At 68.5% G+C, this 14,462-nt stretch carries 18 protein-coding genes; 9 read left to right on the forward strand and 9 right to left on the reverse strand.

Going from position 1 to position 14,462, the window contains the following annotated elements; genetic code table 11:
- Window positions 1–31 precede the first annotated feature (31 nt).
- Window positions 32–442, reverse strand: a complete 411-nt coding sequence (locus ACFQ9R_RS01760) for a nitroreductase family deazaflavin-dependent oxidoreductase (RefSeq protein ID WP_378987876.1) — start codon at window positions 440–442, stop codon at window positions 32–34.
- A gap of 113 nt (window positions 443–555) precedes the next feature.
- Here ACFQ9R_RS01760 and ACFQ9R_RS01765 point away from each other — a divergent pair, with 113 nt between their 5' ends.
- From ACFQ9R_RS01765 to ACFQ9R_RS01775, 3 genes are all read left to right on the forward strand, one after another.
- A complete protein-coding gene (locus ACFQ9R_RS01765) occupies window positions 556–1,272 on the forward strand; it encodes a metal-dependent hydrolase (RefSeq protein ID WP_378987879.1) in 717 nt (238 codons plus the stop codon).
- Between the two features lie 216 nt (window positions 1,273–1,488).
- Window positions 1,489–2,745 carry a lipase family alpha/beta hydrolase gene (locus tag ACFQ9R_RS01770; protein ID WP_378987882.1) on the forward strand — a complete coding sequence of 419 codons (1,257 nt, stop codon included), beginning with the start codon at window positions 1,489–1,491 and terminating at the stop codon, window positions 2,743–2,745.
- Window positions 2,742–3,542 (forward strand): HugZ family protein, encoded by an 801-nt coding sequence (locus tag ACFQ9R_RS01775; protein ID WP_378987885.1) that lies wholly within the window; start codon window positions 2,742–2,744, stop codon window positions 3,540–3,542. The genes ACFQ9R_RS01770 and ACFQ9R_RS01775 overlap by 4 nt, the downstream gene beginning before the upstream one ends.
- On the opposite strand, the gene ACFQ9R_RS01780 is transcribed toward ACFQ9R_RS01775, so the two are convergent.
- The 3 genes from ACFQ9R_RS01780 to ACFQ9R_RS01790 all read right to left on the reverse strand — a co-directional run bounded on the left by ACFQ9R_RS01780 (window position 3,543) and on the right by ACFQ9R_RS01790 (window position 5,043).
- Entirely contained in the window at window positions 3,543–3,929 is a 387-nt protein-coding gene (locus ACFQ9R_RS01780) for a VOC family protein (RefSeq protein ID WP_378987889.1), read from the reverse strand.
- A gap of 80 nt (window positions 3,930–4,009) precedes the next feature.
- Entirely contained in the window at window positions 4,010–4,360 is a 351-nt protein-coding gene (locus tag ACFQ9R_RS01785) for a hypothetical protein (protein WP_378987892.1), read from the reverse strand.
- Window positions 4,361–4,458: 98 nt separating this feature from the next.
- On the reverse strand, window positions 4,459–5,043 hold the full coding sequence (locus ACFQ9R_RS01790; RefSeq protein ID WP_378987895.1) for an HdeD family acid-resistance protein: 585 nt from the start codon (window positions 5,041–5,043) through the stop codon (window positions 4,459–4,461).
- A 161-nt stretch (window positions 5,044–5,204) separates the two neighbouring features.
- Between ACFQ9R_RS01790 and ACFQ9R_RS01795 the strand changes: the two genes are divergently transcribed.
- On the forward strand, window positions 5,205–6,179 hold the full coding sequence (locus ACFQ9R_RS01795) for a glycosyltransferase family 9 protein (RefSeq protein ID WP_378988464.1): 975 nt from the start codon (window positions 5,205–5,207) through the stop codon (window positions 6,177–6,179).
- Here ACFQ9R_RS01795 and ACFQ9R_RS01800 read toward each other — a convergent pair.
- Window positions 6,161–6,499, reverse strand: coding sequence for an ArsR/SmtB family transcription factor (locus ACFQ9R_RS01800; protein ID WP_378987898.1), 339 nt, complete (start codon window positions 6,497–6,499; stop codon window positions 6,161–6,163). The genes ACFQ9R_RS01795 and ACFQ9R_RS01800 overlap by 19 nt on opposite strands.
- Before the next feature lie 280 nt (window positions 6,500–6,779).
- Between ACFQ9R_RS01800 and ACFQ9R_RS01805 the strand changes: the two genes are divergently transcribed.
- Window positions 6,780–7,445 carry a M23 family metallopeptidase gene (locus ACFQ9R_RS01805; RefSeq protein WP_378987901.1) on the forward strand — a complete coding sequence of 222 codons (666 nt, stop codon included), beginning with the start codon at window positions 6,780–6,782 and terminating at the stop codon, window positions 7,443–7,445.
- A 6-nt stretch (window positions 7,446–7,451) separates the two neighbouring features.
- Here the strand turns inward: ACFQ9R_RS01805 and ACFQ9R_RS01810 are convergent, their stop codons facing one another.
- Window positions 7,452–8,354, reverse strand: coding sequence for a LysR family transcriptional regulator (locus ACFQ9R_RS01810; RefSeq protein ID WP_378987904.1), 903 nt, complete (start codon window positions 8,352–8,354; stop codon window positions 7,452–7,454).
- Window positions 8,355–8,444: 90 nt separating this feature from the next.
- On the opposite strand from ACFQ9R_RS01810, the gene mqo reads away from it, so the two are divergent.
- Window positions 8,445–9,887, forward strand: coding sequence for a malate dehydrogenase (quinone) (gene mqo, locus ACFQ9R_RS01815; RefSeq protein ID WP_378987907.1), 1,443 nt, complete (start codon window positions 8,445–8,447; stop codon window positions 9,885–9,887).
- Window positions 9,888–9,938: 51 nt separating this feature from the next.
- On the opposite strand, the gene ACFQ9R_RS01820 is transcribed toward mqo, so the two are convergent.
- Complete coding sequence (locus ACFQ9R_RS01820) at window positions 9,939–10,541, reverse strand: TetR/AcrR family transcriptional regulator (protein ID WP_378987910.1); 603 nt, start codon at window positions 10,539–10,541, stop codon at window positions 9,939–9,941.
- A gap of 114 nt (window positions 10,542–10,655) precedes the next feature.
- Here ACFQ9R_RS01820 and ACFQ9R_RS01825 point away from each other — a divergent pair, with 114 nt between their 5' ends.
- Entirely contained in the window at window positions 10,656–11,507 is an 852-nt protein-coding gene (locus ACFQ9R_RS01825; protein WP_378987913.1) for an SDR family oxidoreductase, read from the forward strand.
- Between the two features lie 104 nt (window positions 11,508–11,611).
- Window positions 11,612–12,622, forward strand: a complete 1,011-nt coding sequence (locus ACFQ9R_RS01830; RefSeq protein ID WP_378987916.1) for a hypothetical protein — start codon at window positions 11,612–11,614, stop codon at window positions 12,620–12,622.
- A gap of 73 nt (window positions 12,623–12,695) precedes the next feature.
- Here ACFQ9R_RS01830 and ACFQ9R_RS01835 read toward each other — a convergent pair whose 3' ends face one another.
- Window positions 12,696–13,022 (reverse strand): hypothetical protein, encoded by a 327-nt coding sequence (locus ACFQ9R_RS01835; protein WP_378627566.1) that lies wholly within the window; start codon window positions 13,020–13,022, stop codon window positions 12,696–12,698.
- A gap of 206 nt (window positions 13,023–13,228) precedes the next feature.
- On the opposite strand from ACFQ9R_RS01835, the gene ACFQ9R_RS01840 reads away from it, so the two are divergent.
- Window positions 13,229–13,564: an RNA polymerase-binding protein RbpA gene (locus tag ACFQ9R_RS01840; RefSeq protein ID WP_067453486.1), complete on the forward strand. Its 336-nt coding sequence runs from the start codon at window positions 13,229–13,231 to the stop codon at window positions 13,562–13,564.
- A 70-nt stretch (window positions 13,565–13,634) separates the two neighbouring features.
- Here the strand turns inward: ACFQ9R_RS01840 and ACFQ9R_RS01845 are convergent, their stop codons facing one another.
- A complete protein-coding gene (locus ACFQ9R_RS01845; RefSeq protein WP_358110415.1) occupies window positions 13,635–14,435 on the reverse strand; it encodes an ABC transporter permease in 801 nt (266 codons plus the stop codon).
- Between the last annotated feature and the right edge of the window lie 27 nt (window positions 14,436–14,462).

Consider the following 14,462-nt stretch of genomic DNA (forward strand, 5'->3'; position numbering starts at 1 on the left):
ACCCCGGCAACCATTCCGCTCGAGCACGCGACTAACTCGTTCGATACACCGCGAACACCGGGATCTCCCGATCGGTCTTGTCGCGGTACTCGGCGAAGCCCGGCAGCCGCTCGACCATCCGGTCGTAGAGGGCGGTGCGCTCGGGATCGGCGACGAGTTCCGCCTTGCCCCGGTATGTTTCGGTCCCGACCTCCATGGTGAGTTCCGGGTCGGCGAGGAGGTTGTGATACCAGGCCGGGTGTTTGTCGGCGCCACCGTTGGAGGCGATCAGCACGATCCGGTCGCCGTCGGGCAGGAACACCAGCGGATTGGTGATCGCGCGCCCGGACTTCGCGCCGGTGGTGGTGATGATCACCATGGCGTCGTTGCCTTCGAACATGCCACCGACGCGGCCGCCGTTGGCGCGGAACTCGGCGATCACCTGGTCGTTGAAAGCATTCATCGTGGTCCTTTCGTCGGGTAACTCCCCCTGCCCCAACGATCCAGGCGCGCCCCGCATTCCGGCGCTGTCCACGGCATATGCGCCGAAGTAGTGACTTACTCTAACGTTGCGGGGTGCTAGGACATTCTCATGCGACCAGTGGGGCGCTGGCCTGGGCCGGTACGGCCGCCGCGTTACCGCTCACAGTCGCCGCTTTCCCCCTGTTCGACAGCGACACAACGCGATTCGGCATCGCCGAACTCATCATGGGCACGCTGCTCACCGCGGGTGCGGCGCTGCTGCCGGACGCGGATCATCCCAGCGGCACCATCTCCCACGTCCTCGGGCCGGTGTCACATCACCTGTGCCGGTTGATCTCCTGGGCGTCGGGCGGACATCGTCACGGCACGCATTCACTGCTGTTCGTCGTCGCCGCGGTCGCGGCCACCTGGGCCGGGGAGCACTACCTCGGCCGACCGTTCACCCTCGGCCTCGTGTTCTTCCTGCTCGCCCTCGCGGTGCGATCGCTGCACCTGTGCCCGCCGGGAAAGAGCGTCCGGACCTACGGAACGGTGATCGTGCTCGCGACGGCGGGCACCTTCGCGGTCGACCAGTGGATCGTCGATCGACCGGCGTGGCTGCCGATCTGCGTGGGTCTCGGCTGTCTGGCCCACCTGCTCGGCGACTGCCTCACCGATCGGGGCTGCCGGTTGCTGTGGCCGTTTCCGTTGCGCACCCGGGTGCCGCTGATCGAGCGGACCGGGAACCGGGTCGAGACCTGGGTCATCTCTCCCCTGTTCGTGCTCGGCACGATGGGCGCGCTCTGGTACGCGATCGTCCACCGGCCGTGATCGCTGGGACGGCGGGGCTCCCGCCGTCCCGAGCCGACCGGCGTAGCCGGTTCTTCGCTGATTGCCCCGATCGGATCACATGTTTAGATGCGCATATCGCAGTATCAGAATGATTTTTTGTGAGGCCTCCCAACTCTGACACTCAGGGCATCGTCGCAAATCTCGAAGCCGCCCCAACCCCACCATCATTCAGTGCACAGTTGTACTCTCAACTCTGTGACGGAGCAGCTCCCCCAAGCCCAGGCCGAAGTACAGGCGCTCACACGGCTCGCCGGTGACGAGTTCGCCGGGGCGGTCGATGGGATCGCGGCCATCCACCGAGCCCTCTCCGACCGGGTATTCGCGGCGGTGCGACTGGGCGTCGGTCCCGCGGCGGCGCCGGTGAAAATCGTCCACGACGCCATCACCGATGGCGTGTACGCCGCCGTCAGCGGCACCGGCTTCGTCGTCGGCGAGGTCGCGAGCGCGGTCCAGCTGCCCGGTGTCACCGCTCCCTCGCGCACCGTGTGGGGTGCGGGCATTCTCGCCGCGATCCAGGGGCTGATCGGTGACACGCTCGAGGACGAGACCCCGATCCTCTCCTCCCCCATGACCTTTCGCGTCGACGGCGTCCCCGTCCCACCCGAGGAGTTCGCCGCCCACGTCCCGGTGCCGACGACCCGGCTGGTCGTACTCCTGCACGGACTCGTGGAGACCGAACACTCCTGGCGGCTCGGCAATCGTCCCACCTACGGCGAGCGCCTCGACGACGATCTCGGCTACACCCCGCTCTTCGTCCGCTTCAATACCGGTCTGCACATCTCCGAGAACGCCGCCCAGCTCAGCGCCCTGCTGACCCGCCTGGTCGACAGCTGGCCGATGCCGGTGCACGAGATCTGCCTGATCGGGCACTCGATGGGCGGACTGGTCATGCGCAGCGCCTGCCATCAGGCCGAGGAGTCGGGCCAGCAGTGGGTGCGATCGGTGCGCCAGGTGGTGTGCCTGGGTTCACCACACCTCGGTGCGCCGCTCGAACAGCTCGTGCACTACGCGTCGGCCGCGCTCGATCTGCTGCCCGAGACCCGGCCGCTGAGCACACTGCTGCGCAGGCGCAGCGCGGGCATCCGCGACCTACGGCAGGGCTCGCTGGTCGACGAGGACTGGCGCGACCTCGACGTGGACACCCTGCGCGCGCGAGCGGTGAAGGAAGTGCCGCTGCTGCCCGGCGTCGATCACTACTTCGTCACCACCACCATCACCCACAGCCCGAAACATCCGCTCGGCGTGATCATCGGCGACGGCATGGTTCTCACCGGCAGCGGGTCGGGGCGCGGCCGGACCCGGCGCCTCGATTTCGACGCGGTCAACAGCCTGCACATCCCCGCGGCGAACCATTTCAGCCTGCTCAATCACGACGCTGTCTATGAAGCGCTGCACGGCTGGTTGACGAGCGCACCCCGCCGCGCGCGTCAGGTGGATACGCTGTGGCCATGACTCTCGACCACGGCGACCCGGGCGACGCACCTGCCATTCCGCTGCCGACCGCCCCCCTGGCCAACGAGGCCCGCCCCTCGCCGGCCGAAGAAGCCAGAACGATCGCGGCGGGCACCAATACCGGCACACTGGCCAGCCTCACCGCCGACGGCGCGCCGTGGGCGTCGTTCATCACCTACGGATTGCTCGACGGTGCACCGGTACTGAGCGTGTCGCGCCTGGCCGAACACGGCCGCAACCTGGCCGCCGACCCGCGCGCCAGCATCGCGATCGTCACCCCCGACATCCCGGCCGACCCGCTGGCGGGCACCCGGATCACCCTCGCCGGTTTCGTGGAACGCCCGACCGACGCCGAGGCGGAAGCGGCCCGCGCGGCCCACCTGGCGGCGATCCCGGCGGCCAAGTACTACATCGACTACAGCGATTTCACGCTGTGGGTGCTGCGCGTCGAGCGGGTGCGCTGGGTCGGCGGCTACGGCCGGATGGATTCGGCCTCGGCCGCGGAATACCTTGCCGCACAGCCGGACCCGATCGTCGCACACGCCGCGCCCGGTGTCGCACACCTCAACGCCGACCATGCCGAAGCGCTGCTGGCGATGGCCCAGCAGCTGGGCGGATTCCCCGACGCCATCGCTGCCACCTGCGAGAAGGCCGACCGCTACGGCCTCGACCTGCGGGTGGAATCACCACGCGGCGTGGCGCTCACCCGAGTCGGCTACGCCAGCCCCCTGTCCGAGATCAGCGAATTGCGCGCGGCGACAGTGGAACTCGCGCGCCGGGCCCGCGCGACGCCCTGATCACGCCTCGTACAGCTCGAGCGGCAGGTCGTCCGGATCGAAGAAGAAGGCCATCTGCTTGCCGGTGTGCTCATCGGTGCGCAGTTCCTCGGTCCGGACGCCCCGTGCCCGCAGCTCATCGAGGGCGGCGGGCACGCTCGCGACCGCCAGAGCCAGATGCCGCAACCCCGCCGTTTCCGGTCTGCTCGGGCGTGCGGGCGGGTCGGGAAACGAGAACAGTTCGATGCGAACCCCGCCGGGCAACTCGATGTCGAGCTTCCACGAATCGCGATCGGCCCGGTAGTTCTCGTCGAGGACGGTCCCCCCGAGAGTCTCGATATAGAAACTCTTGGAGCGGGCGTAGTCCGTCGCGATGATCGCGATGTGGTGGATGCCGAGAAATTGCACGCCGCAACGCTAGCGGATGCCCGCCGGCGGATCCCGCACGGACGCGACCGGCGCGACCTTCCTCAGTATCGGGCGCGCACTCAGCTCCAGAGCACCGCGACCAGCACGTTCACGATCGCGAGCCCACCGGCGGCGTCGGTCATCCAGTCGATCTGCTTGCCGCGCTTCGCGTCACCGCGGCCCATTTCGGCGAACGCCGCCACCGCGACCGCGACAACCAGCTTCACCGCCAGCTTCGTCGTATCCGGATCCTTGTCGAGCGAGTCGACCGCCGAAGCCAGCCCCGCCAGGATCACCCCGGTGATCAGCTGGGCGCGCGCGCCCCACACCATCAGCTCGGACACCACCGGACGCGAGGCGACGTACCCACCGACCACCGCGGCCATGCCGAGCAGGTGGGTGACAACCACCAGGTCATAAACGAATTCCATGGGTGCGAAGCGTAGTTCAGACGGCAGCGTGGTTCAGACGAAAGCGGCCGGTGCCCGAAGGCACCGGCCGGTTCAGACGAACTATTCCGTGGCCAGGATCAGCCCAGCTGCTCGTCCAGCAGATGCGCGTCCTTGCGGATGCCGAAGGCGGTGATGACTTCCATGACACCGATGACGATCAAGAAGATGCCGACGACCCAGACCAGCGTGGTGAGGGAGCTGATCGGCCACACGATCAGGACGACACCGGCCAGCGCGCTGATGATGCCGTAGAAGATCTGCCAGCCCCGGCCGGGCACGCCCGACTCCGAGATGGCGGCGAACAGGACGGCGACGCCACGGAACAGCCAGCTGATGCCGATGAACAAGCCGAGCAACACAATCGAGGTGAGGTCGTCGCGGAAGCAGAACACACCGATGATCAGCGACAGCACACCACTGATGAACGACAGCACCCGAAAGCTGGTGCTCGGCAGGTGGGTGAAGGCGGCGATCAGCTGGAAGATACCGCTGACAACCATGTAGATACCGAACAGAATGCCCGCCACGAGCAGCGACGGACCGGGCCACACCAGCACGATGATGCCGAGGACCACCGCGAGGAGGCCGGTGACCAGAACTGTTTGCCAGGTTTTCTTGGCAAGAGCCGTGAACGGGCTCCCAATCACGGTATTTGTCGTCATGACGAGATGTTATGCCCGCTCGCTCTGGTTTTCCGGAAATTAGCTGGAGCTGTCATCGTGTCGCGATCGCGCGCGGCGCCGTGAGCGGGCCCACAGGCGAGCCGTCACATCGTTGCCCTCGCGAAAGTTTGGTCGCCGACAGTCTCGGGTAGATGAAGAATGTGTCGGTTGTACTCGTGCTGCAAGCTCGGGGCCTCGGTGAGCTTCTCTCCGCGGTCCCGGCTCTGCGTGCCCTGCGCCGGGCCGAACCACAGAGCCGGATCGTCCTGGCGGCGCCGCATCGGTTGGAACAGATCGTCGACCTGATCTCCTCGGTCGATGAACTCGTCGCCACCGCCGACCCGGCCGCCCTGATCTGGGATGGACCCGCGCCCGAATTAGCGGTGAACCTGCACGGCCCCGACGGCGCCAGCGCCCGAGCACTGGCCGATACCGGCGCCGCGCGGATCATCGGTCATCGCACGCCCGCGCTGCCCAAGCTCGCCGGTCCGCGCTGGGATCCCGACGCGCATGTCGTCGACCGGTGGTGCCGCCTGCTCGAGGGCGAGGGCATCGACGCGGATCGGCGAAACCTCGGATTGGTGCCGCCGGTGGCCTCGATCAGCCGGCGCGATTGCATCGTCGTCCATATCGGCGCGGGCGCGCCCGCCCGGCGGTGGCCGCCGGAGCGGTTCGCCGCGGTGGTGCGCCACCTGCTGGTACTGGGCCGCGACGTGGTGCTCACCGGCGACCCGTTCGAGCACGACATCGCTCGACAGGTGGCCGCGCAGGCCGGCTTGCCCGACGACCGGGTCCTCGCCGGTCGGCAGAACCTCACCGACCTCGCGGCGACGGTGGCCGAGGCCGCCCTCGTGATCAGCGGCGATACCGGTGTCGCACACCTGGCGACAGCGTTCGGCACCCGCACGGTCCTGTTGTTCGGTCCCACGCCACCGCGCCGCGGCGGCCCGCCCGCACATCTGCTGGGCAGGCACGCGGTGCTCTGGGCCGGACAGGTCGGCGATCCGGACGGCCTGAGCACCGACCCCGGTCTGCTGCGGATCGGCGTGCCCGAGGTGATCGCGGCGGTCGATATGCAGCTGGACAAGCAGGCGTGGGCCGAATCCGGCAGGTCACGTTACCGCCGGGTGGGCTGAGCCGGGTCGGCGTCGGCCGCCTCGCGCAGAGCGGCGGCATGGGCGGCGAGCGCGCTGGGCCAGTACTTGTCGAGGTAGTCGCGCGCGTCGTTGAGGCCGCGCGGGTCGAGGGAGTAGAGGTGCCTGTTCCCGTCGCGGCGCATACGGACCAGGTGAGCCTCGCGCAGGACGCGCAGGTGTTGCGACGCGGCTGAACTGGTGATTCCGGTGGCGGCGGCGAGGTCGGCCACCGAGCGGGGACCCTGCGGCAGCAATTCGAAGATCGCGCGCCGGGTGGGGTCGGATAACGCCGTGATGGCACGGACTCCGTTAGCGTCCACTGAATCAGTGTCCCTGGGATGCGGAATTTCGGCAACGATCTTGACCAGGGCAATTTCACCCGGTGAGTAACAGGATGTTGGCCATTCGTTAGAGTATCGTTATAGATCAACTGGGGTTATAGCGCTTCGTGATCGCAGCCACAGGATTGGCCGCGAAGGTTACGGTTTAGCTACGTTCATAACCATGTTCGTGACCAACCCGTTATCTGCTCGAGTCTCTGACGCCTTCGCAGGTCGTTGGGGAGGCGTGGTCGCGGGTGCGGTGGCTCTGTCCGCACTCGTGGGTACCTCCGTCGCCACTTTCAGTGAGCCCGAGAGCCCTGTTCCCACTACCACGATCGCCGCGGACGCCACCGAGGCCATCAACGCCGGCCAGTCGCCGTACCGCTTCACCGCGTACACCCCGGCCGAGGCCCAGGGCCCGCAGGGCGCGACCCCCGCGTCCGCCCCGATCCCGTGGGAGGAGCACCGCGAAGCCGTCGGCCTGGAACTGCCGCCGCTGCCGTTCATCGCTCCCCCGCCGCCGCCGCGCCCGCAGACCGTTCGCCCGGTCAGCGGCAGGCTGACCTCGTACTACGGCGCCCGCTGGGGCACCGCGCACAACGGCATCGACTTCGGTGACCCGATCGGCGCACCGATCTTCGCCGTCACCGACGGTACCGTGATCGAGGCCGGTCCGGCGTCGGGCTTCGGCCTGTGGGTCCGCGTCCAGCAGGATGACGGCACCATCGGTGTGTTCGGCCACGTGAACGACATCCTGGTCGAGGTCGGTCAGCACGTCAACGCCGGTGACACCATCGCCACCGTCGGTAACCGTGGCAACTCCACCGGCCCCCACCTGCACTACGAGGTGCATGTGCCCGACGGCTCGCTCTACGGCGCCCCGATCGACCCGCACCCGTGGCTCGCCGCGCGTGGCGTCGATGCCGGCGTCGCCCAGGACTGATACCGCTCACCCACTGATCGCCGCCCGGCGCGCGATCAGGAATTCCCGAAGCCGCGCGACCGCGAGCGTCGAGTCATGGTCTCCCGAGACCAGGCCGACCTCGCGGTCGCGTTCGCCATCGATGGGTATCACCGCCAGGTCGGGGTTCGCGACCTCGGCGGCGGGCAGTAGCGCGACGCCCTGTCCGAGTGCGACCAGTGCGCGCAGGGTTTCGAACTCGGTGATCTCGAAGACCACTCGTGGGGTGAAACCCGCTGCGGCACACCAGCTGTCGAGCAGGGTGCGCAGCTGGTAGCTGGGCGGGTTCGCGATGAACGCCTCATCGGCCAGTTCGGTGAGGTCGACGCGAGCGCGCCGGGCCAGCGGATGCGTGCGCGACACGTGCAGGTCGATGCGCTGACTGCCGAGATCGACGGTCGGCAGGTCGGCCGGGGGCGGGATCATCACCGCGAGGTCGAGCCTGCCCTCGCGCACCTGCTCGGCCAGCGCCTCGCCGTGCGCCTGCACCAGATGCAACCGGATCCGAGGCGCGCGGGTGTGGAACTGCGCGAGCAACGACGGAATGCTGACCGGGCCGAGCGTGAGCGGGAATCCGAACCGCACCAGCCCGCTGTCGGGGTCGGCGTCGGCGCGCACCTGCCGCACCGCGTCGTCGAGTGCGCGCACCAGTCCCCGGGTGTGTGCGTAGAGATCACGCCCCTGCGGGGTGAGGGTGACCCCGCGCCCGATCGGCTGGAACAACGCCACGCCGAGGAGCTGCTCCATCGTTCTGATCCGGCGGCTGAGCGAGGACTGCGGCACGCCGAGTCGCTGGGCCGCGCGCGTGAAGTGGCCTTCTTCGGCCGCCGCGTCGAAGGCGGTCAGCAGCGGAGCCAGTGCCTGCGCTCCCGCCTCCGCTGAATCATCCATATCCGGATCATATCCTCGGCGATTCCGTATTGGACGGATCGCTGTTTCCGGCGTGAGGATGGCGGTACACAGCTCACGGGAGGTTCGACCATGAACGACACCACACCCACACGGCCCGGCACCGGCAGCGGCGACGACATTCTCGACGCCGTACTCATCGGCGGCGGCATCATGTCGGCCACGCTCGGCGCCCTGCTGAGCACCCTCGCGCCCGACTGGTCGATCGCGCTGTTCGAACGGCTCGGCGAACCGGCGGCCGAGAGCAGCCATCCGTGGAACAACGCGGGCACCGGACACTCCGGGTTGTGCGAGCTCAACTACATGCCCGACGCGGGCGACGGCGCCAAGGCGGCCGGGATCGCCGATCAGTTCGCGCTCTCGCGCCGGTTCTGGTCGGCGCTGGCCCACCGTGGTGAGCTCGCGCCCGACACCTTCCTCACCTCGACACCGCATGTCACGGCGGTCTTCGGCGAGCGAGACATCGCCTACCTGCGCCGGCGGTACGCCACGCTGCGCACGCTGCCCGCGTTCGCGGAGATGGAGTACACCGAGGATCGTGCGGTGATCGCCGGCTGGGCGCCGCTGCTCGTGCGCGGCCGGGCCGACGGCGAGGCGATGGCCGCCACCCGGCACACCGCGGGCACCGATGTCGACTTCGGGGCGCTGACCAGGTCGTTGTTGTCGACGATGAGCGCGGCGGGCAACGCGGTCCGGATGCATCGTGAGATCACCGGGCTCACCCGCAGCGCTGACGGGCTGTGGACCGTGCGCGGCCGCGATCTCGACAGTGGGCGGCGGTTCCAGGTCAGGGCGCGGTTCGTGTTCGTCGGTGCGGGCGGGTACGCGTTGCGGCTGTTGCAGCGGGCCGGTCTCCCCGAGGTGCGTGGATACGGGGTGTTCCCACTGGGCGCGCAGTTCCTGCGCACCGACAACCCCGAGGTCGTCGCCGAGCATCACGCCAAGGTCTACAGTCAGGCCGCGCTGGGCGCACCGCCGATGTCGGTCCCGCATCTGGATCGCCGCGAGGTCGACGGCACCGGCGCGCTGCTGTTCGGCCCCTACGCCACCTTCAGCACCCGCCTGTTGCGCCACGGCAAGCTCACCGATCTGTTCACCACGCTGCGCCCGCACAATATCGTCCCGCTGGTCGCGGTCGGTCTGCGGAATTTCGATCTGGTCCGCTACCTCGTCACCGAGCTACTGGCCTCACCCCGGCGCAAGTTCGCCCAGCTGCAACGCTTCTACCCCACCGCCGACGCCGCTGATTGGACCCTGGTCCAAGCCGGGCAACGCGCCCAGCTGGTCAAACCCGATCGCGAGCGCGGCGGCGTCCTCGAATTCGGCACCGAACTGGTCACCGGCGCGGACGGCACCATCGCCGGCCTTCTCGGCGCCTCCCCCGGTGCCTCCATCGCACCGTCGATCATGAGCGACCTGCTCGAGCGCTGCTTCCCCGAACGCCGATACGAGTGGGCCACACTGCTCGCCGAATTGCTGCCGCCTGCCCGATCGACCACCGACGTCACGTCGTAGAACACCTGTCGGACAAGCACATCCGCACCCCGGCCGGGGTGCGGATTGCGTTCACCGCGGGGCGGTGACGAGTGCGCCGATCAGGCGGTGGCTGCGGGCCGACATCTGGGCGGCGGTCTGGTCGGGATGACGCAACCACCACAGGACCAGCGAGGTCACCGCGCCCATCCAGACGTCGGTCAGCGCCGAGAGGTCGGTGGGGTCGGTGAGCTCGACAGCGCCGATGGCATCGGCGACACCGCGCGCGGCCTGGGCGGCGATGCGGCGGCGGGCGCCGCGGACGGCGTCGGCGGCGGGGCCGTCGTCGGGGTGGGAGCGGTCGAAGAGCACGGTCCAGTCGTGTGGGCGCGGTTCCAGCGCGACGAAGATCGCGTCGAGCGTCCGTTCCGCCTTGCTGAGACCACCGGCCCCGGCGATAGCGGATTCGATCGCGTCGAACAGGACGGTGGCCGCCCGGTCCACACAGGTGATGTAGAGCCCGTCCTTGGACTGGAAGTAGGTGTAGACCAGCGGCTTGGACACGCCCGCGCGCTGCGCGACATCGGCCAGGGACAGCCCCGCGTAACCCACACGACCGATTTCGGCGACGGCGGCGTCGAGGATCTGCTGTTCGCGCTCGGGGCGGGGGACACCTTTGGTACCGGCTGTGCTCACCGTTCCATCCAACCATCGACCTCCGTGCCGGTTGACACCCAATTGGTCCCTTTGTAATTTACCATTAAGTAAATTACCTGTTCGCCCCCGCTGTACGCCTCGACAGGAGTCCCCGTGTTCGCCGAAGTCGCACAATCGGTACTGCTCAACCCGCCCGCACTCCCCCGCGTGCTCGCGCGGCTGGTCCGTGGTGAGCAGCACGAGATCGCCGGGAAGACGGTCGTGCTGACGGGTGCCTCGTCGGGTGTCGGCAAAGCCGCGGCACACGCGCTCGGCCGGGAAGGGGCGCGGGTGGTGCTCGTCGCCAGGAATGCCGAGCCACTGGCCGAGGTGCGCGACGCGGTTCGCGCCGAGGGCGGGGATGCCGAGATGATCACCTGCGACCTCGCCGACGCCGAGCAGACCGACGCGCTGGCGAAGACCCTGCTCGAGCAGTTCGGGACGGTCGACGTGCTGGTGAACAACGCGGGCCGTTCGATCCGCCGCGGCGCCGCCGAAACCACCGACCGGTTCCACGACTACGAACGCACCATGGCGCTGAACTACTTCGGAGCGACCCGGCTCACGATGGGACTGCTGCCGTCGATGCTCGACGCGGGCACCGGCCACGTCGTCAATGTCGCGACCTGGGGTGTGGCCGCGGGATCGATGCCGCTGTTCACCGCTTACCACGCGTCGAAGGCGGCGCTCGGCGCGTTCGGGCGCAGTCTCGGCGCGGAGACCCGGCGCCGTGGCGTGCACGTCACCACCATCGGCTATCCGCTGGTGCGCACCGAGATGATCGCGCCCACCGGCAAGTACGCCGACGCGGCGGCACTGTCGGCCGAGGAAGCCGCCGACTGGATCACCACCGCGATCCGGACCCGCCCGGTCGAGCTGTACCCGACCTACACTCGCGTACTCCAGGCCCTCGCGCTCGTCTCACCCCGCGCGGTCGACGCCGCGATCTGGCGGATGGGAATCTGAGACAACCCCTAGAACTCGCGTAGCCCGACCCGTACCCGGGTATCGGAGCCGAACCGTTCCACAGCGGGACGTGGTGTGGCGCACCGGATTTCTACCTTCGGTACATGGCGACGATCGACCTCACCCACACGCTGTCCCGCATCACGTCCCCCACCGCGCGCGACGGCACCGACCGCGCCCCCTGGCACGGCCCGCTGCTGGTGAATTCCGCGCTCATGACCGCACTGGTGGTGGTGTCGATGGTCGGGATGGTGGTCGACGACCGACTGCTGCTCGGCGAGTCGGTGTGGCTCAAACCGGCCAAGTTCGGGCTCGCCTTCGCCCTCTACGGCGTGACCCTGGCCTGGATACTGCGGCTGCCGCATCGCGGACGGCGTGCCACCTGGTGGCTGGGCACTGTCTTCGCGATCACCGGGGTCGCCGATGTGGGATTCATCGCGGTCCAGGCGGCACGCGGGACGTTCAGCCACTTCAACGACGCCACCGACCCGGTCAACGAGATCGGGCAGCAGGTGTTCGCGTCCGGCGTTCCCGGGTTGTTCCTCGCGAATCTCGTCCTGGCGGTGATCATCTCCTGGCAGAAACTGGCCGACCGGCCGACCAGGATCGCGTTGAAGGCCGGGCTGTGGCTGGCGGTGACCGGGATGGCGCTCGGGTATCTGATGGGGTTCACCGGGCCGCAGCTCGTCCGCACGGCCGACGGCACCGTCGTGGGGTTGATGGCCGGGCACACAGTGCGGCCCGGCGATACAGCACGTGACGCTGCCGCGGGCATGCCGATCACCCACTGGAGCACCATCGGCGGCGACCTGCGCATCCCGCACTTCGTCGGGCTGCACGGCATCCAGGTGCTGCTGCTGATCGCCTTCGCCCTGGTAGCACTCGCGCCTCGCTACCGCTGGTTGCGCACCGAAACGACCCGTGCGGCGCTGCTCGTGGTCGCAGTCCTCGGCTACTTCGGACTGCTCACGCTGGTGGTCTGGCAGGCGCTGCGCGGACAGTCGCTCACCAGTCCCGACCTCGCGACAGCCGGTGCCGCCGCGGCCCTCGCGCTGTTCGTCGCGGGGGGCATCACCGCCGTGTACCTGCGTGCCCGGGAGTCACTGCCGAGCTAGCGCGGTAGTCGCCCATCGGTGCCGCTGCGTGTACCCCATCGGCTTACGATGGGGTACACGGGTTTTCGCATCGTCAGCGGAGTCGTTCCGCTTCCCGGGCCAGCTGCAGCAACGTCGCGCTCAGCTCTGCCAGCTCCGCCGGAGAAGCTCCCTCCCCCACGGCTGTCGCCACGTCCTCGGCCGCACACCGCGCGGCGAACCACCGATCGGCGAGATCGGCGGCCTCCTGCGCGGTCAGCACCACCGCGTCCTCGGGAATTCCGGTCCCCTTGAGGCTGCTCCGGTGCTCATAGGCACGTTGGCGACACGACTGGCGGCAATAGCGGCGACGCCGACCCGACTCCGAATCCACGATCTCCCGCCCGCACCACAGGCAGGACAGCAGGCGACTGCGCGACATGATCGGAAACCCTATCGGCCCGCGACACACTTCGCCGGTTCAGGTCTCGCTGAGCGGGCACCCTCCCGATACCGACCTACCGTCGACGCCGATTCGGGGGTCGCTCGGCTGATGTGGCCGGGCGACTACAATGGAACAGTTCAGACTTCCCGTGCGTTGAGGTAGTACGAGTTGCGGCACCAGCCGCCGAAATTACAGGAGCACACATGGCAGATCGCGTACTCCGGGGCAGCCGGCTCGGAGCGGTGAGCTACGAGACCGATCGCGACCACGACCTGGCCCCGCGCCGGATCGCCCGCTACCGCACCGACAACGGTGAGGAATTCGACGTCCCGTTCGCCGACGACGCGGAGATCCCGCCCACCTGGCTGTGCCGCAACGGCCAGGAGGGTCAGCTCATGGAGGGCACCTCCGTGGAGACCAAGAAGGTCAAGCCGCCGCGCACCCACTGGGACATGCTGCTGGAACGTCGCAGCAAGGAGGAGCTCGAGGAGCTGCTCAAGGAGCGCCTCGACCTCCTGAAGACCCGTCGCCGCGGATAACACAGAAGATGTGAACGCCGAAGGCCGCCTCCCCCTCGGGATGGCGGCCTTCGGCGTTGTGTGGCCGTACTCAGTGGCTGGCGACCTTGCGGTACTGCAGTAGTGCCGCGGGCATCGCGATGGCGAGGATGACCAGCGAGCAGATGATCGCGTAGAGGATGCAGTTCTCCGCGGCCCAGCCTGTGGCGGGGACGAAGGTCGGGGGCGAGTCGTTCTCGAAGAGCTTGCGACCCGCCGCCGACACCGCGGTGATCGGATTCCATTCGGCGATCGCGCGCAGGGGGCCGGGCAGGGTTTCGGCGGAGATGAACGCCGAGGAGATGAACGTCAGGGGGAACAGCCAGATCAGACCCGCGCTCTGCGCCACCTCCACCGTCGGGGAGACCAGACCGGTCAGGGCGCCGACCCACGACATCGCGAACGCGAACAGCAAGATGATCGCGAACGCGATCACGGCATCGCCGAAGCTGCCGTGGATGCGCCAGCCGACGATGTACCCACAGATCGACATCACACCCAGGCTCACGATGTTGACGACCAGGTCGGACAGCGTGCGCCCCATCAGGACCGCCAGCCGCGACATCGGCAGCGTCCGCATCCGGTCGATGATGCCCTTCTGCAGGTCACCGGCCAGGCCGACGGTGGTGAACGCGGCATTGAACGCCACGGTCTGGGTGAAGATGCCGGCCAGCAGGAACTCCCGGTACTGGTCGCCGCCGAGCGAGGCACCGAAGATGTAGGCGAACAGGAACACGAACATCAGCGGCTGGATGGTGGCGGTGACCAGCAGCGTCGGCACCCGCAGGATGGTCAGCAGGTTGCGGTAGGCCACGATCGCGCTGTCGCGCACGAACCGGGCCTTCGGTTCCATCTCCTCGCCTGCGGGCGGCCGCGGGGT

The sequence above is a fragment of the Nocardia sp. NPDC056541 genome (assembly GCF_042794235.1).
Lineage (GTDB): Bacteria > Actinomycetota > Actinomycetes > Mycobacteriales > Mycobacteriaceae > Nocardia.